The sequence below is a fragment of the Chitinophaga sp. CF418 genome (assembly GCF_900142925.1).
Taxonomy (GTDB): Bacteria; Bacteroidota; Bacteroidia; order Chitinophagales; family Chitinophagaceae; genus Chitinophaga.
In genome coordinates this window covers 122,139-144,557 of the sequence record NZ_FRCN01000014.1, presented here as the reverse complement: position 1 = coordinate 144,557, position 22,419 = coordinate 122,139, and the positions used below count along the sequence as shown (strand labels likewise).

Annotated in this window: 17 protein-coding genes; 6 read left to right on the top strand and 11 right to left on the bottom strand. The window is 46.6% G+C overall.

The window, feature by feature from the left end:
* Positions 1-4: 4 nt before the first annotated feature.
* Positions 5-775, bottom strand: coding sequence for a TatD family hydrolase (locus F3I09_RS26965; RefSeq protein ID WP_149698165.1), 771 nt, complete (start codon positions 773-775; stop codon positions 5-7).
* A gap of 121 nt (positions 776-896) precedes the next feature.
* On the opposite strand from F3I09_RS26965, the gene F3I09_RS26960 reads away from it, so the two are divergent.
* Positions 897-1,787, top strand: coding sequence for a hypothetical protein (locus F3I09_RS26960; RefSeq protein WP_149698164.1), 891 nt, complete (start codon positions 897-899; stop codon positions 1,785-1,787).
* Between the two features lie 64 nt (positions 1,788-1,851).
* Here the strand turns inward: F3I09_RS26960 and F3I09_RS26955 are convergent, their stop codons facing one another.
* Complete coding sequence (locus F3I09_RS26955; RefSeq protein ID WP_149698163.1) at positions 1,852-2,478, bottom strand: polysaccharide deacetylase family protein; 627 nt, start codon at positions 2,476-2,478, stop codon at positions 1,852-1,854.
* Between the two features lie 54 nt (positions 2,479-2,532).
* Here F3I09_RS26955 and gltX point away from each other — a divergent pair, with 54 nt between their 5' ends.
* A complete protein-coding gene (gene gltX, locus F3I09_RS26950) occupies positions 2,533-4,065 on the top strand; it encodes a glutamate--tRNA ligase (protein WP_149698162.1) in 1,533 nt (510 codons plus the stop codon).
* Between the two features lie 111 nt (positions 4,066-4,176).
* Here the strand turns inward: gltX and F3I09_RS26945 are convergent, their stop codons facing one another.
* Positions 4,177-5,844: a glutamine--tRNA ligase/YqeY domain fusion protein gene (locus F3I09_RS26945; RefSeq protein WP_149698161.1), complete on the bottom strand. Its 1,668-nt coding sequence runs from the start codon at positions 5,842-5,844 to the stop codon at positions 4,177-4,179.
* Between the two features lie 126 nt (positions 5,845-5,970).
* On the opposite strand from F3I09_RS26945, the gene F3I09_RS26940 reads away from it, so the two are divergent.
* The 4 genes from F3I09_RS26940 (at position 5,971) to fumC (ending at position 10,038) form a co-directional block, all read left to right on the top strand.
* A complete protein-coding gene (locus F3I09_RS26940) occupies positions 5,971-6,390 on the top strand; it encodes a cobalamin B12-binding domain-containing protein (RefSeq protein WP_149698160.1) in 420 nt (139 codons plus the stop codon).
* An 86-nt stretch (positions 6,391-6,476) separates the two neighbouring features.
* Positions 6,477-7,277 (top strand): outer membrane beta-barrel protein, encoded by an 801-nt coding sequence (locus F3I09_RS26935; protein ID WP_149698159.1) that lies wholly within the window; start codon positions 6,477-6,479, stop codon positions 7,275-7,277.
* Positions 7,278-7,701: 424 nt separating this feature from the next.
* Complete coding sequence (locus F3I09_RS26930; RefSeq protein WP_149698158.1) at positions 7,702-8,478, top strand: enoyl-CoA hydratase/isomerase family protein; 777 nt, start codon at positions 7,702-7,704, stop codon at positions 8,476-8,478.
* 159 nt (positions 8,479-8,637) lie between these two features.
* Positions 8,638-10,038, top strand: a complete 1,401-nt coding sequence (gene fumC, locus F3I09_RS26925) for a class II fumarate hydratase (RefSeq protein WP_149698157.1) — start codon at positions 8,638-8,640, stop codon at positions 10,036-10,038.
* Positions 10,039-10,120: 82 nt separating this feature from the next.
* Here fumC and F3I09_RS26920 read toward each other — a convergent pair whose 3' ends face one another.
* The 8 genes from F3I09_RS26920 to F3I09_RS26885 form a co-directional block, all read right to left on the bottom strand.
* Positions 10,121-11,128 carry a sulfite exporter TauE/SafE family protein gene (locus F3I09_RS26920; protein WP_149698156.1) on the bottom strand — a complete coding sequence of 336 codons (1,008 nt, stop codon included), beginning with the start codon at positions 11,126-11,128 and terminating at the stop codon, positions 10,121-10,123.
* Between the two features lie 210 nt (positions 11,129-11,338).
* Complete coding sequence (locus tag F3I09_RS26915) at positions 11,339-14,212, bottom strand: TonB-dependent receptor (protein WP_149698155.1); 2,874 nt, start codon at positions 14,210-14,212, stop codon at positions 11,339-11,341.
* A 287-nt stretch (positions 14,213-14,499) separates the two neighbouring features.
* Entirely contained in the window at positions 14,500-15,150 is a 651-nt protein-coding gene (locus F3I09_RS26910; RefSeq protein ID WP_149698154.1) for a lipoprotein signal peptidase, read from the bottom strand.
* A 53-nt stretch (positions 15,151-15,203) separates the two neighbouring features.
* Positions 15,204-17,708, bottom strand: a complete 2,505-nt coding sequence (locus tag F3I09_RS26905; protein ID WP_149698153.1) for a bifunctional UDP-N-acetylmuramoyl-tripeptide:D-alanyl-D-alanine ligase/alanine racemase — start codon at positions 17,706-17,708, stop codon at positions 15,204-15,206.
* Positions 17,709-18,096: 388 nt separating this feature from the next.
* Positions 18,097-19,797 carry a gliding motility-associated ABC transporter substrate-binding protein GldG gene (gene gldG / locus F3I09_RS26900; protein WP_149698152.1) on the bottom strand — a complete coding sequence of 567 codons (1,701 nt, stop codon included), beginning with the start codon at positions 19,795-19,797 and terminating at the stop codon, positions 18,097-18,099.
* An 18-nt stretch (positions 19,798-19,815) separates the two neighbouring features.
* The gene (gldF, locus tag F3I09_RS26895) at positions 19,816-20,550 is read right to left on the bottom strand and encodes a gliding motility-associated ABC transporter permease subunit GldF (RefSeq protein ID WP_149698151.1); all 735 of its coding nucleotides are present in this window, start codon (positions 20,548-20,550) and stop codon (positions 19,816-19,818) included.
* Positions 20,551-20,662: 112 nt separating this feature from the next.
* A complete protein-coding gene (locus F3I09_RS26890; RefSeq protein ID WP_149698150.1) occupies positions 20,663-21,121 on the bottom strand; it encodes an iron-sulfur cluster assembly scaffold protein in 459 nt (152 codons plus the stop codon).
* Between the two features lie 49 nt (positions 21,122-21,170).
* Entirely contained in the window at positions 21,171-22,388 is a 1,218-nt protein-coding gene (locus F3I09_RS26885) for an IscS subfamily cysteine desulfurase (protein WP_149698149.1), read from the bottom strand.
* Positions 22,389-22,419: the final 31 nt, after the last annotated feature.

Below are 22,419 nucleotides of genomic sequence, written 5' to 3'. Positions count from 1 at the left end.
AAGGTTAGTGGGTTTTGAATAATTTAAGCGCGTTGTTTGTAGTAATTGCAGCGACGTCCGCTATTTTTAGATTTTTTACATCTGCTATCTTTTCTCCGATCAGTGGAATGTAAGCACTTTCATTCCTTTTGCCTCTGTAAGGTACAGGCGCCAGGTAAGGTGCATCTGTCTCCAGTACAACGTATTGCAGGTCGATATCTTCCAGGATCTTGTCCAGCCCGGACTTCTTGAATGTCACCACACCGCCTATGCCCAGGTAAAAGCCCAGGTCAATGATCTCTTTCGCTTCTTCCAGTGTACCGGAAAAGCAATGGAAAACTCCTGACAAGCGGCCGTCCTGTAAGGCTTTCACCTCGTCAATACATTCCCGGGTGCTTTCCCGGCTATGAATGGCTACCGGCAGATGGTACTCCCTTGCCAGTTCCAGCTGACTGCGAAATGCCTGGTACTGCTGTTCCCGGTAAGTAGTATCCCAGTAGAAATCAAGCCCTATCTCTCCGATGGCTTTAAACGGCCTTTTTGCCAGCCATTCCCGCACCACAGAAAGCTCCTGTTCTACATTCTCATTGATGTAACAGGGATGTACGCCCATCATGGCAAAGCAGTTGTCGGGAAACTGAACTTCCAATGCCAGCATACCCTCGATGGATGTGCTGTCGATATTAGGAAGGTATAACCTGGATACGCCCGCTGCCAACGCCCGTTCTACTATTGTTGTCCTGTCCGCCGAAAACTCCTCCCCATATAAATGGGCATGTGTATCAATCCAGTTCATTACTCAGATATTAAATTTTTTTATTGGATTTGTAAAAATATTACATTTGTATAATATTTATATTTTAGATAGCCCGTACAAAAGTACGGCCGGAAAACCTCATTTAAAACTATACTATTCTATGAAAGGCTATTTTTGCTTTAACCGTATCTTCGCAGGAGTTGTAATCCTGCTAGTAATGGCAACCCTCTTTTTTGCATGTTCTAAATCGGCTACTGATACAGCCAATGTGGACACGAATAAAGGAGACAATCAAACAATCACTGCTGCCGCTGATCAGGCGATCGTAAGCGGAATATATGACGACCTCTTCGGCATTGCGCTGGAAGTAGGTGCTGACGCCAGCCTGAATGAAACTGGCCGTAAAGCTCACAGCGCTGAGCTGGCTGCAAAACTGGGCAGCTGTTTCTCATATGATATCGATGATGTAACGGTAGACCAGTGGCCTAAAACCCTGCTGATCAAGTTCGGTGCAGGTTGCGCTGATAATACCGGCCGCGTGCGTGCAGGTAATATCCAGGTGACTTACAGTGGTTACTTCTACTACCCTGGCTCCGTGATCGTTATTAAACCGCTGACCTATACCGTAAATGGTGTGACTGTTACCGGTACAAAAACTATCACCAACATGAGCAACGGCAATGTATACAAATATAGTTCTGTAGTTACCGGTGGCACTGTGAAGCTGGATACCGTGATCGTTGGCTTCAATAGCAATACCATCATCACCCAGACTTCAGGTACCGCTACTTTGAGCGATGTGACTGACGATATTTTCAGCATCACCGGTACAGATTCACTGGCATACCCACTGGGTATCTCTGCTACCATCACTGTAAATGAAGCAGATGCACTGGAAAGGAAACTGGAATGTCCATGGATCGGTAAAGGTAAAGCACTGGTGACTGTAAAGGGTGTGACCGCTACCGTGAACTATGGTAATGGTATCTGTGATGATTCCGCTACTATCGACCTGGGCGACAAAATTAAGAGCATTGTATTGCCTAAATAAGCAATAATAATTCATAGGAAAAGCCCGGGTTATATGCCCGGGCTTTTTTATTGCAGGATATTGTTCAGTAAGGTATTGCTTCCATGTTGAGTTGCTGTTTTTTGAAATACTCCACCACCCGTGGCAAGGCATACTCCAGCCGGTCCCAGGCCTTGGTGCTATCGTGAAACACGATAATAGACCCCGCTTTTGCCTTGAATACCACATTCTGCACACAATCCTCTCCGCTTATTTCTGTATCAAAATCGGCACTTAATACATCCCACATGATAACCTGTGCATTGGGGATCACTTTTTTCAGATGCCTGACCTGGAAAGGGGTGATCCTGCCATAAGGAGGTCTGAACAAGGGGGAATTGATGTATTTGCGGGCTTCCAGGATGTTCTCTATATATTTATCTGTGCCCGTTTTCCAGCCGTTCAGGTGGTTATGGGTGTGATTGCCGGTATGATGCCCTTCCTCCAGTATCCGCTGATAGATATCTGGATGGTCAATAACGTTTTTCCCTATACAGAAGAAAGTGGCCTTTGCGTCATATTTGCGGAGCAGGTCCAGTATAAAAGGGGTTGCTGTAGGATGGGGGCCGTCATCAAATGTCAGGTATACAGATGGCCTGGCCGGGGAGAAGTTCCAGGTACAGCCTTTATACAATGCTTTCAGCAGTGCAGGTGTTTTCGTAAGATAAAACATGGATGTTGTGATTGAAAAATAAAGGTAGCTAAAATCTTTCTTTACCTTTGCGGCATGCAACAACAGAAAGTAAGGGTACGCTTTGCGCCCAGTCCAACAGGTGGCCTGCACCTCGGTGGTGTACGCACGGTTTTATTCAATTATTTATTTGCTAAGCAGCACAACGGTGAATTTGTGCTGAGGATAGAAGATACGGATCAGACCCGCTATGTGCCGGGTGCGGAAGAATATATCATAGAGTGTCTCCGTTGGTGCGGATTGAATCCTGATGAAGGTCCGCATGTGGGAGGTCCCTATGCGCCTTACCGCCAGAGCGAGCGTAAAGCGCAATACCGCCAGTATGCAGAACAACTGGTGAAAGATGGCTATGCCTACTACGCTTTCGATACTCCGGAAGAGCTGGAGGAAATGCGTAACAAACTGAAAACTGCTGAGAATCCTTCTCCGCAGTACAACGCTGCTGCCCGTCAGCAGATGCGTAACTCTATCAGCCTGTCTGCCGAAGAAACAGCCAGCCTGCTGGAGAAAGGCACACCCCATGTGATCCGTATCAAGATGCCACAGAATGAAGAAGTTGGCTTTACGGATTTGATCCGCGGACATGTGCAGTTCAATACCAGTACTGTTGATGATAAAGTGCTGCTAAAGGCAGACGGGATGCCTACCTACCACCTCGCTGTGGTGGTGGATGACTGCCTGATGAAGATTACCCATGCCTTCCGCGGGGAAGAATGGTTGCCTTCTGCACCAGTACACCTGCTGTTGTGGAAATACCTGGGTTGGGAAGCACAGATGCCTAATTGGGCACACCTGCCATTGATCCTGAAACCTGATGGTAACGGTAAACTGAGTAAACGTGATGGCGACAGACTGGGTTTCCCGGTATATGCCATGAACTGGACGGATCCTAAGAGCAATGAATTGACTAAAGGCTTCCGTGAATTGGGTTTCCTGCCTGAGGCATTTGTGAATATGCTGGCAATGATCGGTTGGAATGACGGCTCTGGTCAGGAGATCTTTACGATCGAAGAACTGATCCAGCGCTTCTCCCTGGAACGTGTGCATAAGGCAGGCGCCAAGTTTGATTTTGAAAAGGCAAAATGGTTTAATCACCAGTACCTGCTGCATGCGGATAATGACCGTTTAGCGGCGCTATTTGAGCCTGTGCTGAAAGAAAGGGACATCAATGCATCTCCTGAATATATTGCGAAAATAGCCGGTCTTGTAAAAGAACGTTGCAACTTCGTGAATGATATCTGGGAACATGCTTTCTTCTTCTTCCAGCAGCCGGAGAGTTATGATGTTGCGGCTGTAAAGCCTAAGTGGAATGACGACAAAACACAGTTCTTCCGTAACTGGGCAGCTGTAGTTGAAGATCATGCGGAGTTCACTGCTGTATCTCTGGAAGAAAGTTTCAAAACATTGGCAGCTTCCATGAATATCAAACCAGGAGAGCTGCAACTGCCTTTCCGTATTATGTTGTGCGGTGGTAAGTTTGGTCCTCCGGTATTTAATATCGCAGAGGTGTTGGGTAAACATGAGACGATCGCGAGGATAGTGAAAGGATTGGATGCGATCAATGCGTAATCAGTAAAATTCTGAGATGGCAGAGTCGCTGGCATTATGTATTGGCGTGATAGCATAAAACAAAAAAGAGAGGGATGCCCCTCTCTTTTTTGTTTTATGCTAAAGTCTTGATTAGCCCTTCTTGGCCTCTTTCGCCCACGTATCCTTCAGCGTTACCGTACGGTTAAACACTACCTTCTCAGCAGTACTCTCCGTATCCACACAGAAATAACCTTTACGCAGGAACTGAAAACGTTCTCCCGGCTTAGCTTTCAGCAGGCTAGGCTCGATATAGGCATTTGAAATAACCTGCAAAGAATCAGGGTTGATATATGATTTGAAATCACCTTCCTCATTACCCGGATCTTCTACTTTGAACAGACGATCGTATAGCCTCACCTCCGCAGTAGCAGCATGTGCAGCGCTCACCCAGTGGATGGTGCCTTTCACATTCAGACCGCTGGTATCTCCACCGCTTTTGCTTTCAGGGAAATAAGTAGCATAGATAGTAGTGATGTTACCGTCTGCATCTTTGTCAAAGCTTTCGCCTTTAATAATGTAGGCGTTTTTCAAGCGTACTACCAGGCCAGGTCCCAGGCGGAAGAATTTCTTTGGAGGTTCTTCCATGAAGTCTTCACGCTCGATGTACAGTGTATTGCTGAAAGGCAGCGTACGGCTACCTGCATTTGGATCTTCCGGATTGTTTTCAGCGACCATTTCTTCTACCTGATCAGCAGGATAGTTGGTGATCACCAGTTTTACCGGGTCCATTACCGCCATCACGCGGTTGGCCGTTTTATTCAGCTCTTCACGGATACAGAATTCCAGCAGGCTCACATCGATCATGTTATCGCGTTTCTGTACACCGATGCGTTCGCAGAAAGCACGGATACTGGCAGACGTGTAACCACGGCGGCGCAGACCGCTGATAGTTGGCATACGGGGATCGTCCCAGCTGGTGACATGCTTTTCGTTCACCAGTTGCAGGAGCTTACGTTTGCTCATCACCGTATAGGTAAGATTGAGACGTGCAAACTCATACTGATGGGACGGGAATATATGTAGCTGCTCGATGAACCAGTTGTACAACGGGCGGTGCGGAATAAATTCCAGTGTACATATAGAATGGGTGATATTTTCGATGCTGTCGCTCTGCCCGTGGGCAAAGTCATACATCGGATAGATGCACCAGTTGTCGCCGGTGCGGTGATGATGTGCATGTTTGATACGGTACATGATAGGATCACGCATATGCATATTGGGAGACGCCAGGTCAGCCTTTGCACGTAATACTTTCTCACCGTCCTTAAATTCTCCTTTACGCATACGCTCAAACAGGTCGAGGTTTTCGGCTACGCTGCGATTGCGATAGGGAGTACCTTTGCCAGGTTCGGTAGGTGTACCTTTGGATATAGCGATTTCCTCCGCAGTAGAATCATCTACATACGCCAGTCCATTTTTTATCAGTTGTACAGCGAAGTTGTATATCTGTTCGAAATAATCGGACGCATACAGTTCCTGGGCCCATTCAAAACCCAGCCATTGTATGTCGGCCTTAATGGAATCCACATATTCAGTATCCTCCGTAACGGGATTTGTATCGTCAAAACGGAGGTTGGTTTTACCATTGTACTTCTGTGCAAGGCCAAAGTTGAGGCAGATGGATTTGGCATGCCCGATGTGCAGGTAGCCATTTGGTTCCGGTGGGAAGCGTGTAAGCACCCTGCCGCCATGTACTCCGTTGGCAATGTCCTCTTCTACGATCTGTTCCAGAAAATTGAGGGTCCTTTCTTCGCTCATAAAGTTTAATATATTTCGGACGGCAAAGGTAGTGAAAAGTCCACAGACCGGAGTAGGAAGAAAGGTAGCACTTCGTGGTGGACTGCTCAAAAAACTTATATTTACAACCTTAACAACCCGAAGATTATGGTCAACCCCCTACAACGTCCTGTACGTGTGCTGGTGGCTAAGGTCGGACTGGATGGTCATGACCGGGGCGCCAAGGTGATTGCGGCAGCCCTGAGAGATGCCGGTATGGAAGTGATTTATACCGGACTGCGCCAAACCCCCGAAATGGTGGTCAGTGCAGCACTCCAGGAAGATGTGGACGCCATTGGTGTCAGCATCCTGTCAGGCGCACACATGACGGTTTTTCTACGTATTATGGCCCTTATGAAAGAAAAAGGGATGGATGATGTATTGCTTACGGGCGGCGGCATCATACCGGAAACAGATATGTCGGAACTGAATGAGATCGGCGTTGGAAAGCTGTTCCCGCCCGGTACCCGTACCGAAGATATTGCCATATATATTACAGATTGGGTCGCCAGCCACCGGAGTTTTTAAAAAATGGCACCGTTTTGAAACTTTTTTTCGTCCCGGGCGTCTTAGATGCGTATACAAGACAACCCAATTAAAACAGAAGAAGATATATGAAACGGAAACTCTACCTTATTCCACTGCTGCTTTGTTTGTTACAGTTCCCCGCATTTTCTCAGGACAATAAATCTGACACCAGCAAACATGCATGGAAGGAAATGATATTTGGCAGATATGCGGGCGCTAATCCAAGTAAGCGTCCTTATATGACCTGGGGCGGAGATGGTCCGCTGCTTTCTTTCAGTGACGAGGTCAGAGATGCCGGTAAGCATGTGCATAACATTCCCCGTTTTACCTTCTTTTTTAACGTCGGTCACAATCTGAACTATGATTTTGATAGGCACTTCGGTATTTTTACCGGGCTGAATCTCAAGAACATAGGGCTCATCACAAAAGATGACAGGGATTCTGTAAAACTAAAACGCCGTGTATACACCCTGGGTATACCCCTGGGCTTCAAGATCGGGGATCTGAGAAGAGGTTCGTTTTTCTTCTTTGCGGGTGGTTCTTATGATCTGGCGTTCAATTACAAGGAAAAGAAATTCATCCACGGCGATAAAAAAGACAAGTTCAACGAATGGTTCAGCGACCGCACACCGCTGCTGATGCCTTCACTGTTTGCCGGTTTAAGGATGAGCCCCGGTTTCGGACTGAAAGTGCAGTATTATCCTAAAAATTTCTTCAATAAGGAGTACAAGGAAGTGTTGAATGGTGGCACCACTACTCCCTATAAAGACCTGGAAGCCAAACTGTTCTTTGTAACGCTCAGTTATGATTTTGGCAGGATCCCTGATCATAAATACTGGAAAGAAATGCATAAACGGCATCAGAAACACCGGGAGAGAAACTCCTGATATATAAAATAAGTTTAAAACAATATTGTTGATCTGATGCCGGAAAAGGCATATCTTAGGAATGACGAATAATGTTAATGGATGTATGTGCATTTATTCGTCATTCCTGTTTTTTATCGTTTTCCTGTGCTCCTGTATTATTTTAACATCCCGTAATAATCCTTTTTCTGTCTCTTTTTTGACCTTGCTTGTTCGTTGCGTCTTCGTCGCTTCTTCTCTGCTTGTTCTACCCTTGGTCTCTCCTTGTTCTCTTAGATCCCTTCTCTGTCTCGAAATTCTTTCTGCTGGCGGATCTATACGTGCCAGTATAATGAGCTGAGGGCTTTTCCCGGAGAGATATATTCTTTTGTTTCAATGTTAAAATAACATCACAGTTTGTGTTGGAAAATAAGATAAATTAGCCCTCCAACAAAACCCGGATCTCATGTACAATACTATCAAAACTGAACTCACCGATAATATCTTCTTTATTTACATCAATCGTCCTGACAAAATGAATGCCCTGAACCAGGAAGTGATGAAAGAGCTGGCATTGGCGATAGATGAAGTATACACCAATAAAGAGATTAAGAGTGCAGTAATCACAGGTAAAGGAGAGAAAGCTTTTGTGGCGGGTGCTGATATTTCAGAATTCCTCACTTTGTCCGATCAGCAGGGAATTGAGTTGGCCAAGAAAGGACATGTGGTCTTCAAGCGTATTGAAGATAGCGCCAAGCCGATCATCGCAGCTGTGAATGGCTTTGCGCTGGGTGGCGGATGTGAACTGGCAATGGCCTGTCATTTCAGGATAGCTGCCACCAATGCCCGGTTCGGGCAACCGGAAGTCAACCTGGGACTGATACCTGGTTATGGTGGTACACAACGCCTGACTGCCCTGGTGGGTAAAGGAAAGGCGCTGGAAATGATGATGACGGGCGATATGATCAATGCCGAAGAAGCACTGGAATGGGGGCTTGTCAACTATGTGGTGGCGCCGGGCGATCTGCTGCTGAAATCAACAGAGCTTTTACAGAAAATACATACCAGGGCGCCACTGGCGGTAGCCCGCGTCATCAAGTGTGCAAATGCTGTGCTGAATAACGGCGTGGACGGTTATGAAATGGAACTGAATGAGTTCGGCGCCTGCTTCGCCACAAAGGACCTGCAAGAGGGCGCTGAGGCATTTATACAGAAACGGGCGGCAAGCTTCATAGGAGAATAAAAGACCTGTTTGTTTATCACACTATAACAGCCATAACAGGAAGGGCACGGCTCCGTTGCAAGGGCCGGGTTTATCTTTTCATTAATGGCATTGAATTAGTAATTCGTAATTGATAATTCACAATTCATATGTACGTTTGTACCGCAAAAAATCAAGCATATGGAATATAGAATAGAGAAAGACACGATGGGCGAAGTGAAAGTACCTGTAGATGCTTACTATGGTGCTCAAACTCAACGTTCTATCGAAAATTTCAAGATTGCTCAGGATATTAACAGAATGCCGAAGGAAATTATCCAGGCGTTTGCCTACCTGAAGAAAGCTGCAGCACTGACCAACCTGGACGCCGGTGTACTGCCTCAGGAAAAAGCAAACCTGATCGGACAGGCTTGTGATGAAATACTGGCTGGTAAACTGGATGATCAGTTTCCGCTGGTGGTTTGGCAGACCGGTTCCGGTACACAGTCAAACATGAACGTAAATGAAGTGGTTGCCTACCGTGCACACGTGATCAATGGTGGAAAACTCTCCGATAAAGATAAAGTGATACACCCGAATGACGATGTGAATAAATCACAGTCATCCAACGATACATTCCCTACTGCTATGCACATTGCTGCATACAAAATGTTGATCGAGACCACTATTCCGGGTATCGAAAAACTGAGGGACACCCTCGCTGCCAAAGCGCAGGCTTTCAAAAACATCGTGAAGATCGGCCGCACCCACTTCATGGATGCTACGCCGCTCACACTGGGACAGGAGATCAGCGGATATGTTTCCCAGCTGAATCATGGTCTGAAAGCTATTAAGAATACCCTTGCTCACCTGAGTGAACTGGCCCTGGGCGGTACTGCAGTAGGTACAGGTATCAACACGCCAAAAGGTTATTCTGAGAATGTAGCAAAACACATTGCTACATTGACGGGTTTGCCTTTCATCACTGCTGAAAATAAATTTGAGGCACTGGCTGCACATGATGCTATCGTGGAAGCACACGGTGCACTGAAAACTGTAGCAGTTAGTCTGATGAAGATCGCAAATGATATCCGCATGCTGAGCTCCGGCCCACGCTCCGGTATCGGTGAGATCCATATTCCTGACAATGAGCCGGGTTCTTCTATCATGCCAGGTAAGGTAAATCCTACCCAGTGTGAAGCGCTGACCATGATTGCTGCACAGGTACTGGGAAATGATGTGGCTATCAACATCGGTGGCGCTACCGGCCATTTCGAACTGAACGTGTTCAAGCCGGTAATGATCTACAACTTCCTGCACTCCGCACGTCTCATCGGCGATGGCTGTGTAAGCTTCAATGATAAATGTGCTGTTGGTATCGAACCAATAGAAGCAAACATTAAAAAGCATGTGGACAACTCCCTGATGCTGGTAACTGCACTGAATACCAAGATTGGTTACTATAAGGCAGCAGAGATTGCGCAGACTGCCCATAAAGAAGGTACTACCCTGAAGGAAATGGCGGTGAAACTGGGTTATGTGAAGCCGGAAGAATTTGACGCCTGGGTAAATCCGATCGATATGGTGGGTGAGATTAAATAAGCAATTGCTTAAGTCATAAAATAAAAAACGGGTATCTGTTCATACAGATACCCGTTTATGTTTAACCGGAAGCCGGTTTATGTCAATGAAGAAGCGTCAGAATAATTGTACGCAGGCTTAAAAGTATGATGAGCGTACCCACCATGATCATCAGCGGCTTACGTTTGAGCCTTCTCACGAGGATCGCTGCAAATGGAGAAGCGATCACTCCACCGATGATCAATCCTATAATAACAGGCCAGCCGGCAATGGCGCCGAAAATGAGAAATGTACTTGCACTGGAAAGAGAGATGAAGAATTCTGCAGCATTCACAGAACCAATAGTATAATGGGCAGTACGGCCTTTACTGAGCAAGGTGGAAGTCACGATCGGTCCCCAGCCTCCACCGCCAAAAGAATCCATAAAGCCACCAAAGAACGCCAGTGAGCCCAGACGTTTGGTTTTACTTTTTGCTTTTTTAGGCAGGAATGCTTTCCGCAGCACAATAGCGCCCAATATGAGCAGATAGGCACTGATGAAAGGTTTGATATTGTCTTCCTTAAAGTAAGATAACCAGGGAATAGCCTCAGAAATCGCGTTCATCCTGGAAAGCAGTAATGAACCACTGACAGCGCCTATCATACCTGGTATCAGCAGATACAGAAATAGTTTCTTATTTACGTTACCGAAACGGAAGTGGGAAATACCGGATGCACCGGTGGTGAACACCTCCGCCACATGAACGCTGGCGCTGGCAATAGAAGGGGGAATGCCCAATCCCAGCAACAGCGAGGACGACGTAGCACCATAGGCCATGCCCAGCGCTCCATCTACAGTCTGCGCCGCCAGACCTACCAGTATGTAAAATAACAGCTCCCTTGTAAAAAGGGATTGTGTGAACTCGAAAACCCGTGTATGGGTGGCCTCGGATGTATTGTAGTAGGATAAGATCCCTATCCCGGCCAGTACTGCAACGGCTATAATACCGATCAGCAGCCACAACACAGGCTTACGTTGGTTCTCCTCATTGACCAGGTCAATCAGTATCTCCTGACGTTCTACCGTAGCGTACTTTTTTTCAAGTTGGTCTATCTCCTGGTTATGCGGCATGTATTACTTCAGTTATATAGTCTATAGATGTTATAGACTAAGGTAGGTCGAAATCGCCGGATATCCAAATGCAGGAGATTAAAATGTGCTGAATATTCTAATAATGAGGCGAAACTCAGGTAGTCAGGATAAATAATCCCCCGGGATAAAAAAGAAAACCCGCCGGGCAAATGGTCTGCTGCCGGCGGGTTGCTTAATTATGCTGATGCCTTACTTCTTGAAAGGCAGGTCATATGTGAATGCAACGTAATACAATCCTTTGATGGTCGGACCACCAACATACTGGAAGTAGGATGTGTTGAGAATATTGGAGCCACCCACTTTTACGGAAGTATGCAGTTTAGGTAAGCTATAAGTCACCTGTGCATCTACAGTGCTGTAAGCAGGTACGTCTCCATTACCGAACAGGTTCTGCCAGTAGAAAGTCTCCTGCCAGTGCCATACCACGTTGAAGCCCAGGTTAGGCAATACCCTTCTGTTACCGAAGCTCACATTGGTGAACCATTTAGGCGTATTAAAGCCGGGGATCAGGGCGTCATCTTTGGTCTTATCCTGCGCCAGGGCATTGTAGTTGGCGTTACCGCTGATAGTGAATGTTTTCAGGAAATTATATGTAACACCCAGTGCAAAACCATAGTTCTGTACAGTGGATTTACTGTTTGTCCATACCCGGTAACGGTTCTGGTACTGCTTATCATACATCTGGTTCAGTACTTCCTGGGTAGGATTATTCACGTTACCGGTTTTCGGTACCGCTACTTCTACCTGACCGATGAAGTTTTTGTAAGTGTTGTAATAACCGTCGATGTCGATAAATACTTTGTTGTCAAACAACACACTCTTGTAGCCTGCTTCAAATGACTGGATCTGCTCAGGTTTGATAGCGTCCAGGTTAGCTACCTTCAGCACATTTGCATTCTGCTGCTCCGCCTGATCTCTGGTCAGGGTAGGATCAGCGTTAGTAGCCTTGTTCACTGCTGTAGTAAATGCAGTAGCACTGGAAGTGAGGAAGGAGTTCTTGAAGTAGCCCAGGCCTTCCTCTATAAATGCCAGACCGCCTACACGCCTTACTCCGCCGTTATTTACGAAGGAGTAAGCCTCAAACAGGGAAGGGAAGCGGAAACCGTTCTGCCAGGAAGCCCTGAAGTTGTGACGTTGATCCGGTGTAGTATATACAGCTGCTACACGGGGATTGAATTTACCTGAAAACTCCTGGCTCTTATCAAAACGCAGGGAAGCAGTCAGTTTCAATTGATCGTGCAGGAATACTTTGCTACCCTGTACGAAGCCACCGGCTTTACCATACCAGATGTTTTTTCCACCGGGAGTATTACGTTTGTCTAATGGTTTGGTAAGGTCCACGAAGTTATTACCATCCGGGATGATCTCGTAAGTGCGGTAGTCGGCTCCTACCAGTACATCCATGAAGTGGATGTACTTACGCAGGTTCCAGGTGCCTTCTGCATGGTAAAAACGGCTCATCTGGAGCAGGGCAGCGCCACCGCTTTTGTTGGTGCTGTCTTTGGAAACAGGGTAAATATCCCAGTCGTTAATGCTCTTGATCTTGGCCACCTGCGCATCAAAAGCTGCCGTACCAGGTGTCCAGCGGCCCGCATCAGCAGCTGCACGTGCAGCCCTGTGGGCTTCTGCTATATTGCTGCCGCTAGCATCCAGTGCGTTGTTCAACGCAGTGGTATAATCTGCCTGCCATTTTTTATCTGTTTTGAAGGACTTTTCCAGGTTGTCAGCCAGCGGGTTCATATTGTAGGAATCACCTGTGTTCTCAAGGGAGACATAAGAGCGTAGGGTAAAATCCTGCCCTACTACTTCTACCTTATGATTCTGCACGACTACATTTTTCAACCCGATACGGTTACCACGCTGGAAGAAACCATCCATTTTGCCTACACGGTAAGTGTAAGATGCTTCTACTTTAGGACTGATCTTATAGTGCAGGGCTCCGTCAAATTTCAGGTTCTTAACGGTATAGTCGCCTACCAGGTCTTTTTCCCAATAGCCAGTGCGGGATACGTTATAAGACTTTCCGAATTTGTCGGTGATAGGGAAAGTACTCTGATCTGCATATTTATTCCAGGCATCATTTGCCGGGTTGTTTGCGCCGGTCAGCTGTGGGAAGTCAGGATTCGCCTTACTGCCGGGATTGAAATCATTGTGGCTGTCCGCATACCAGTCAGTACCCTGCATGTAGGAGAAATTCACCTTGAATGCCAGCTTTTTGCTGAGCGCCTGTGCATAACGTACTGAGGTTTCAGAGATCGGTTTCGGAGAGCTGCCATTACCATCAAAGTGGTTGAAGGCAACTTTCTGGTATACGCTGATACCCTGATATTGGAAAGGGTTTTTGGTAATGAGATTGGACATCCCGTTCAGGGCATTCATACCATACAGCGCGGAAGAGGCGCCGGGTGTTACCTCAATACTTAAGATATCCAGTTCAGTGGGGCCGATAGCGTTTCCCAGGGGCACACCCAGTGTGGCGGCCTGATTGTCCACACCATCTATCAGCTGCATGAAGCGGAAGTTATTGGGCACGTTGAAACCACGGGTATTGAAAACTTTGAAGGTCAGACCGGCGGTAGTCATCTGAACGCCTTTCAGGTTGCCGATAGCGTCGTAAAAGGAAGCCGCCGGTGTTTCTTTCAGGGCTTTTACGTCCAGTTTTTCAATGGCTACCGGTGATCTCATCAGCTTTTCCTGCTGACGGGAGGCTGATACCACTACTTCATTTACCAGCAAGGATTGTGTTACCAGCTGGAATTGTAAGCGGCTGTTGCTGTTCCTTACATCAAATTCCTGGTTTTGATATCCCAGCAGGCGAACCTGCAGTTTTAAAGGAAATTTGGTATTTGTGGTGATCTCAAACCGGCCGGTAGTGTCTGTCGTTGCACCGAAAGAAGTCCCCTTGATCTGAACAGTGGCACCAACCAGTGGCTCGCCTTTATCTCCGGTGATCGTTCCGCCGAGAATATAAGAGCCGTTCAGCTGAGCCTGGGCCAGTACAGGCAGTAATAAGGCCAGCAGCCAAAAAGATGCTGTATAGATAGTGTGTCTTTTTGCGGACATAACTATAGTTTATTAATAAATGAATTGGTCTTGTGAATGAAAATGATTTTGGCAGATGCCATTAAAGGTTCATCGGGGAAAAGCTGTGTTCAGTGCTCAACAACATCGTAAAGAAGTGTTCATTGCGTATTAAATTGGTGGTGAATACTATTTTAGTCCTTTATTATATCTATTAGTCTATCGGATTTGTGGACAAATGTAATACGGCAATTTAATTTTTCAAAGGAATAGGCAAAAAAAAGCGGTCTCGTCCAGGACGAAACCGCTTTTAAAAATATCTGAAAAGCTTATTTTGTTATTGCAACTGGTTCTTTTTCAGTGGATTGCTTCTCGTTGTGTTTGTGAAAAAAACGTTTCTGGAAAACCAGGATTGTGATCACGCCCACAGAGATGGCAGCATCTGCAATATTGAAGATCGGGTTGAAGAATACGAAATAGTCGCCTCCCTTGAATGGTATCCAGGTAGGAAGGTAACCACGGTAAACCGGGAAATAGAGCATATCTACCACTTTCCCATGGAGGAACCCGGCATAACCACCGGCCTTTGGCAGGAAGGTAGCAACATCGTAGAAGTTGGTCTCGGAGAATATCAACCCGTAGAACATGCTGTCTATCAGGTTACCGGCAGCACCTGCGAGAATGAGGGCGCCACAGACCAGTAAACCGGTATGATGGTGCTGTTTTACCAGCGTCTTCATGTATTTAAAACCTATTACTACAGCGGCCAGGCGGAAAAGCGTCAGTAACACTTTGCCCCACTCTCCTCCAAGTTCCAGTCCATAGGCCATACCAGGGTTCTCAGTGAAGTGAATGCGGAACCAATTAGGGAAAATGATAAACTCCTGGCTAAAGTTCATGTGCGTCTTTATCCAGAACTTCAGGGCCTGATCCACCACCAGCACTAAGACAACAATCCAAATTACGTGACGATATTTCAAAGGGTAAAAATTTTATCAAAAATAATAATAATGTGCAAAATCGGAATTTCCGGTCATTCCTCGAAATATACACGCTTCACTCGCTGCGAAATTCCTGTTAATATTTCGTAAGGAATGGTTTCTGCCCACGCTGCCACTTGCTGAACAGGCAATTCGCTGCCAAATACGACTACTTCATCGCCTTCCGTTACATCCGGGATGTGGGTTACATCCAGCATCAGCATGTCCATGGCTACAATGCCGGCCACCGGGGCCAGTTGTCCGCGTACCAGCATTTTCCCTTTCCCATTGCTCAGCCGGCGGGGATAACCATCTGCATAACCTATGCGTACAGTAGCTGTAACCGAGGGACCTTTAGCTACCCATTTGGCGCCATATCCTACCGTATCTCCGGCGGCCAGGTGTTTTACCTGTGCCACTGTCGTTTTCAATGTACTGACAGGACGCAGCTGCTCCTGGATGGAAGTGGCGCTGTCAATGCCATACATCCCGATGCCCAGTCTCACCATATCCAGCTGCAGGTCAGGATGCCGTTCTATGGCTGCACTGTTGGATATATGTCTGATAACGGCATATCCCAGGGCTTTTTGCAGCTCATGGCTCATTTCAAAGAATAAGTGACCTTGTTGCTTTGTGAACTCGTCCATAGCCGGATCTTCACTGGCTGCCAGATGACTGAATACAGAGCTTACCCGGAGGTATATATTGTCATTCAGCAATCGTCCCAGTTCCGGAATGTCTTTCTTCTCAAAACCGAGCCTGTGCATACCTGTGTCCAGCTTAATATGCACAGGGAAGCCATTTTTACCGGCCAGCTGTACTTCTTCTTCAAACTGTTTTAACAGGTGCAGGGAATATATTTCGGGTTCCAGGTTCCATTGAAGAATGGCATCGAAAGAGGCGGGTTCAGGGTTCATTACCATGATCGGCATGGTAATACCGGTCCTTCTTAATTCTACTCCTTCATCAGCATAAGCAACGGCGAGGTAATCTACGCCATGAAACTGCAATAGATTTGCAATCTCAAAACTTCCGCTGCCATAAGAAAATGCCTTCACCATTGCCATTAGTCTGGTGCTGGATTTCAGGCGGGATTGATATTGTTTTACATTGTGTACTACAGCACTTAAATTAATTTCCAGGATGGTCTGATGCACTTTCTGTTCGAGCAGCTTACCAATCCTTTCAAATTCAAATACGCGGGCGCCTTTCAGCAGAATGGTCTCATGCTGAAAATCCTGTGGGTTGAACTGCTGGATAAATTCTTCCGTTGTCAGAAAGAAACTGCTTTTCAGACCGGAGATCTGCTGAAAGCTCTTTTTCTCCCTGCAGATGTTTTTACCGATACCTATTACCTTATTGATACCCTTCTGCTGCAGCAGACTGGCTACTTCCTCATAAAGAGATGCATCGCTTTTACCGCTCTGCAGTATATCGCTGAGGATGACTGTGCGGGTAGGATGTTGCTGCTGCTGTTGCAGGAATTCCAATGCAATGGTCAGTGATCCGAGGTCAGAGTTGTAGCTGTCATTGATGACGGAGCAGTTGTTAATACCCTGTTTGAGCTCGAGGCGCATGGCAATGTTGCCCAGCTGGTCCATCCGCTGTTGAATAACGTCCTGGCTCATCCCCAGGTGTATCATCAGTGCCCAGCAATGAATGGCATTCTCCACGGAACCTTCATCCACAAAAGGGATACTGATGTGTAGCGGCTCATGCTGATACAGCGCTTCTATATGGGAGCGATTATCGCTTTTATTTACGCTTACAATACGCAGGTCCGCTTCTGTTTTACGCGACCAGGAGAATAGCTGTAAGCCGCCCTCATGGCTGTCTTTCTTACCTACCAGGTTGTGAAAGTTGAGCACACATTCATTGAGGGCGAGATAATCTTTACAGTAGATCAGCAGTTCGCTTTTGGAGAATAATACCAGCTTCTCGTTGATCTTCTGTCTGATATTCAGGAATCCTTCATTGTGAGCTTCACCTATATTGGTGAAGATGCCAATGGTAGGACGGATGATCTTTTCCAGATGTTCCATCTCTCCCGGCTGGGAGATGCCGGCCTCGAAAATTGCCAGCTGGTGCTCGGGTTTCATCTGCCATACAGACAATGGAACGCCGATCTGTGAGTTATAGCTTTTAGGACTGCGAACGATATTGTAATCTTTTTCCAGCAACTGATATAACCATTCCTTTACGATGGTTTTACCATTACTGCCAGTAACACCAATAACCGGAATATGGAACTGTTGCCGGTGATAAGCCACCAGTGTATGCAGTGCGTGCATGGTGTCTTTAACAAGAATAATGTTGGCTTTGGGATATTTGCCTGGAGGTAAAGGTTCACTTACAATGAAATTGGAAACTCCTTTGTCATATAGTTCCTGGATATATTGATGCGCATTACGTCTGCTGCTGACCAATGGTATGAAAAGAGATGTTTCAGGAAAGCTGAGTTTCCGACTGTCCAGCAAAATGTGTTCAATCTCCGGGTTACCCGTCTGCTGCAATAGTTCACCTTTCAGCACTTTGCTGATACTTTCTGCGTTGTACACGTGTGGTTAATTTTTGATGTGAAAAGCGTCTTGCATTTCACGACTTCCCTTAATAGTTCCCGGTAGGCCGGGTATTAAATTTTAAAAGTTGACTCTTTTATTTCAGGGGTTCAAGTAGCCGCTTTTAAATTTATCGCTGGGCAAATATATGGGGAATAGTCCATAGTCATAGACCTGAATCCATAGTTGTGTCCGTTAAAAGAGCATCTGCTGACTATTGCTGATAGTCTAAAGCTGTGATTGTTATAAGGTGTTGTCATCCTCCTTCAACGGAGGGGATTGCTGGTCTATTGTTTGTAAATCAATTATTTGCAAACAATTAAAGGACAACCGGCATTTTGTTTCAACGCATACCTCAGATAACAAATCAATCAGCTGCTGCTGTCAGTTATACTTCAAATTTTCTTTGTCTGATAAATTGGAAAATGGCGGCGAACAAAAGAACCAGTCCGATGGGGACGATGAAACAAATAGCCTGCCATTTGCTTTTCTCCTGTTTGACTTTTTCAGGATTCAGCAGCCGCAATGTTAATTCCTTGTTACGGGCGTCCATGATGCCGGTATTATGGGTCAGGTATCCCAGGGAATTAAGGAGGAATTCGCGGTTGGCATATACCATGGATTGATCGTAGAGGTTCACGCCCATCTGCAGGGGACCGCTTTTCTGAGAGAAGGAATTGGTGATGAGATCTGCATCACTTGCCACGATCATTTTATTAACAGAGTCGCTGTTGTTCTTAAAAGGCTGACCGGAGGCCCGTTGTATGGCCTGGTGGGTATTCTCATCCAGACGGTTGCGGAACAGAGAAGTGAATTGTCCTTCCAGCAATACAGCCACAGGCAGGTGCTGTTTGGTAAACTCCCGGCGGTTGGGCCTTACGCGCAGGCTGTTCCAGCTGATTTCTACTGGTGCGCTTACACTACGGCTGTTGGCAGAAGTGGTCAGTAATACCGTTTTCTTAATATTACCACCTTTAACTGTATCTATTGAACTGGCGAAATGGCTCAGTACCAGGTCCAGGTTTTTTACAATAGGATGTGCACCGGTTGGCGTCAAGAGGGGGAAATAAGGGAATCCCAGTGGTTGCATCTGGCCGGTGCGGTCTACTACCTGTGGAACAAAATCACACTGCATGTCCTGCACCAGGTCCTGGTTAATACGTACTCCATAGCGGAACAATATATCTTCCAGGTTCAATCCTTTATCAAAGGCAACAAAGCTTTCCTGCTGTTGCAGGCTATCTATTGATGCATTCAGCTCGTCAATGAACCAGATTACTTTACCACCATTCATGACATACTGGTCTATCTTCAGTTTGTCCTCATCCGTAAACCGGGTCTGAGGTTTCGCAAACACGATTGTATTAAACTCCCGTGGGATATGAGAGATGTATTGCAGTGTAATGGTATCCAGCAGGTAACTACTTTGCATGGTGGTAAGCGCATCATATACTTCAGCGCCCAGTAGTTCTCCATTGCCCAACATGTAGCCTACCAACGGCGGTTGTTTCTGCTGCAGCTGATAGATGGCATTGGCGAACTGGTATTCCAGCAGGGACTCTGAGTTGTTCATAGTAGCCTCAGGATTCAGTCCTCCCTGGTTCTTCAGCAGGTTGATACCGACGGTTTTGGAGCCGTAGTGTAGCAGGGCGCCGGGGAAGATCAACTTTTCAGAATACCCCTGGTTGGCGTCTTCCTGTACCTGCATATTGAAGGGAACGATGCCCTTCTCTACGAGCGTCTGCTGGAAGGCGAGACGGGCGGAATCCGGCAGGCCCTGGCCAGGGCTTTGAAAGGAGAATTGTATATGCTGACCCCCATATTCCCGGAATTCTTCCAGCAGTTCCTGGCTGGACTGCGCCAGCTGGCGGAAACCGGCGGGATAATCGCCTTTTAGAAAGATCTCTATGGTAACGGTACTATCCAGCCCGCGGAGCAGGGCCTTAGTACCTGGAGTAAGTGTATATCTTTTTTCCGCGGTGAGGTCCCAGCGGGTATGAAAGTAAGCTGCAAGTATGTTGATCCCCACAAGTACACCCACTACGACAATAGCCCTCTGCAAGTATTTTTTCCTTCTGTTGATAGCCACGAAACGAGTGTTTTTAAATTAATCCCAGATCCTGCGTTGTAATGATAACCTTGTCAGGTAAAGCATCAGACCGATCACGCTCAGGAAGTATATAATGTCCCTGCTGTCTATCACGCCACGGCTGATAGAGGTATAATGGAACTTAATACCTGCCATCTGCAGATAATAATCGGCGCCACCGGTAAAGGCAGGCACTTTGCTTAACGCATCAAAGCCATTGTAAAATATGTAACAGGTAAATATAGCGATAAGGAAAGCTACTACAGAGTTGGTGGTCAGGGAAGAAGACCAGACACCGATAGCAGTGAATACAGCTCCCAGTAGGAACAAACCGGTATACGAGCCGGCCATGCCGCCATTGTCAATATGGGCCGGATCGGCGCTCAGTTGCCTGACAGCAATATAGTAAACGAGGGTAGGAATGAGAGAGATCAGTACTACCAGCAGGCCGGCAAGAAACTTTCCGGTAACTATCTGCCACCAGCCTAAAGGTTTGGTGCTCAACAGTTCCATCGTGCCGGTTTTGAACTCATCTGCAAAGCTACGCATGGTAATAGCCGGAATAAGCAGCAGATAGATCAGGGGAGCCAGCTCAAAGAGCGGATCAAGATTGGCATATCCGTAGTCCAGCAGGCTGGTATCGGGAAAAACGAACAGCAACAGGCCATTGGCCAGTAAGAACAGGATAATGGCCACATATCCGGTAATACTGCTGAAAAACTGGTGTATTTCCTTTTTAAAGATTGCTAGCATAGTGATACTGAAAGCACAAATATATATAATTAAAAATGATCAATTAGGAATCCGGAATTGAATACTATGCAGTCAGTCAATTCTTAACGCTTAATTGATCATTTAATTATATTTAATTATGTTCTTCTTCCAGCTCGTAGTCACGCTCAGCCTCTTCTTCCTCCTCTTCTTCCTCCTGCAGCGGTTCCATGCCATTCTTGTGGCGGTAATCGTTAATAGCCGTTTTAACGGCATCTTCTATGAGGATGGTGCAGTGGATCTTGGCAGGAGGCAGGCTCAATACTTCCACGATGTCCATATGATCGAGCCGGGCTGCTTCTTCAATGGTTTTACCCTTTAACCATTCGGTAGTGATGGAAGTCGCTGCAATAGCGGCACCACACCCGAAGGTTTTAAAGCGGGCATCCATAATAACATGTCTTGCCGGACTCACTTCAATCTGTATTCTTACCACTTCTATATACTCCGGCACGTGTATCAACCCTGTTCCTACTCTCGCGCTGGTTTTATCCAGCGTTCCCACATTCCTGGGGTTGTCGTAATAATCAAGAACTCTTTCAGCGTAAGCCATAAGCATAAGTATAAAGCTGTCAGTAATTGTCCCCCCGTGTTCACTGTCCTCAAAGACGGGACCACTCTATAGTGTTCATGTCCGCGCCTTCTTTAAACATTTCCCACAGCGGACTTATTTCTCTCAATTTATTAACCGTTTCCGTAACGGTTTGAATGGCATAATCAATTTCTTCTTCAGTAGTGAATCGTCCCAGTCCAAATCGGATAGAGGAATGGGCCAGGTCATCCCCAAGGCCAAGGCCCTTCAGCACGTAACTGGGTTCCGGTGAAGCTGAGGTACAGGCAGAACCGGACGATAGTGCAAGATTCTTGTTAAAGCCCATCATCAGGGCTTCTCCTTCCACATAGCGGAAGGAAATATTAGTGGCATGCGGTAAACGGTTGGTTTTTGATCCGTTAACGAAGGTTTGTTCCAGTTGCAGCAATGCGTTCTCCAATTTATCACGCAGTGCTGTCAGTCTTTTACCTTCTGCTTCCATTTCCTGCTGACATAGTTCACAGGCCTTTCCAAAGGCCACGATACCCGGAACGTTCAGTGTGCCTGAACGCATGCCTCTTTCATGTCCGCCGCCATCCATCTGGGCAGTCACTTTCACCCGGGGCGACTTGCGGCGTACGTAGAGGGCTCCCACTCCTTTGGGGCCGTAAAGTTTATGAGAGCTGAATGCCGCCAGGTCAATACCCTCGCGGTTCACATCCACAGGCACCTTACCGGCCGCCTGAGAAATATCACTCATCATCAGCACGCCATGCTTTTTGGCAATGGCGCTGATTTCTTTGATGGGGTTGATCACTCCTATCTCGTTATTGGCATACATAACAGACACCAGGATGGTCTTGGATGTGATGGCGGCTTCCAGTTCTTTCAGATCAGGAAGGCCTTCATTGTTCACCTTCAGATAGGTGATCTCCGCACCCAGCTTTTCCAGGTGTTTACAAGTGTCCAGTACTGCTTTATGTTCTATTTCTGTAGTAATGATGTGGTTCCCTTTGTCGGCATACATCTCAAATACCCCTTTCAGGGCCAGATTGTCTGCCTCGGTAGCGCCGGAAGTAAAGATGATCTCTTTAGGATCTGCACCTATCAGTGCTGCTACCTGTTCGCGGGCCAGGTCGACCGCTGCTTCTGCTGCCCACCCAAAGGAGTGATTACGGCTGGACGCGTTCCCAAATGTTTCCGAAAAATAGGGAAGCATTGCTTCAACTACCCGCGGGTCGCAGGGGGTAGTAGCATTGTTATCCAGGTAAATTGGCAACTTAAGCATATCTGTCCGTCTTTAATTGTATGTATTGATT

What these genes read in the sequence shown, in the direction of transcription:
- F3I09_RS26965 (WP_149698165.1), bottom strand. Translation starts at nt 775, where the DNA reads ATGAACTGGATTGATACACATGCCCATTTATATGGGGAGGAGTTTTCG.
- F3I09_RS26960 (WP_149698164.1), top strand. Translation starts at nt 897, where the DNA reads ATGAAAGGCTATTTTTGCTTTAACCGTATCTTCGCAGGAGTTGTAATC.
- F3I09_RS26955 (WP_149698163.1), bottom strand. Translation starts at nt 2,478, where the DNA reads ATGTTTTATCTTACGAAAACACCTGCACTGCTGAAAGCATTGTATAAA.
- gltX (WP_149698162.1), top strand. Translation starts at nt 2,533, where the DNA reads ATGCAACAACAGAAAGTAAGGGTACGCTTTGCGCCCAGTCCAACAGGT.
- F3I09_RS26945 (WP_149698161.1), bottom strand. Translation starts at nt 5,844, where the DNA reads ATGAGCGAAGAAAGGACCCTCAATTTTCTGGAACAGATCGTAGAAGAG.
- F3I09_RS26940 (WP_149698160.1), top strand. Translation starts at nt 5,971, where the DNA reads ATGGTCAACCCCCTACAACGTCCTGTACGTGTGCTGGTGGCTAAGGTC.
- F3I09_RS26935 (WP_149698159.1), top strand. Translation starts at nt 6,477, where the DNA reads ATGAAACGGAAACTCTACCTTATTCCACTGCTGCTTTGTTTGTTACAG.
- F3I09_RS26930 (WP_149698158.1), top strand. Translation starts at nt 7,702, where the DNA reads ATGTACAATACTATCAAAACTGAACTCACCGATAATATCTTCTTTATT.
- fumC (WP_149698157.1), top strand. Translation starts at nt 8,638, where the DNA reads ATGGAATATAGAATAGAGAAAGACACGATGGGCGAAGTGAAAGTACCT.
- F3I09_RS26920 (WP_149698156.1), bottom strand. Translation starts at nt 11,128, where the DNA reads ATGCCGCATAACCAGGAGATAGACCAACTTGAAAAAAAGTACGCTACG.
- F3I09_RS26915 (WP_149698155.1), bottom strand. Translation starts at nt 14,212, where the DNA reads ATGTCCGCAAAAAGACACACTATCTATACAGCATCTTTTTGGCTGCTG.
- gldF (WP_149698151.1), bottom strand. Translation starts at nt 20,550, where the DNA reads ATGCTAGCAATCTTTAAAAAGGAAATACACCAGTTTTTCAGCAGTATT.
- F3I09_RS26890 (WP_149698150.1), bottom strand. Translation starts at nt 21,121, where the DNA reads ATGGCTTACGCTGAAAGAGTTCTTGATTATTACGACAACCCCAGGAAT.
- F3I09_RS26885 (WP_149698149.1), bottom strand. Translation starts at nt 22,388, where the DNA reads ATGCTTAAGTTGCCAATTTACCTGGATAACAATGCTACTACCCCCTGC.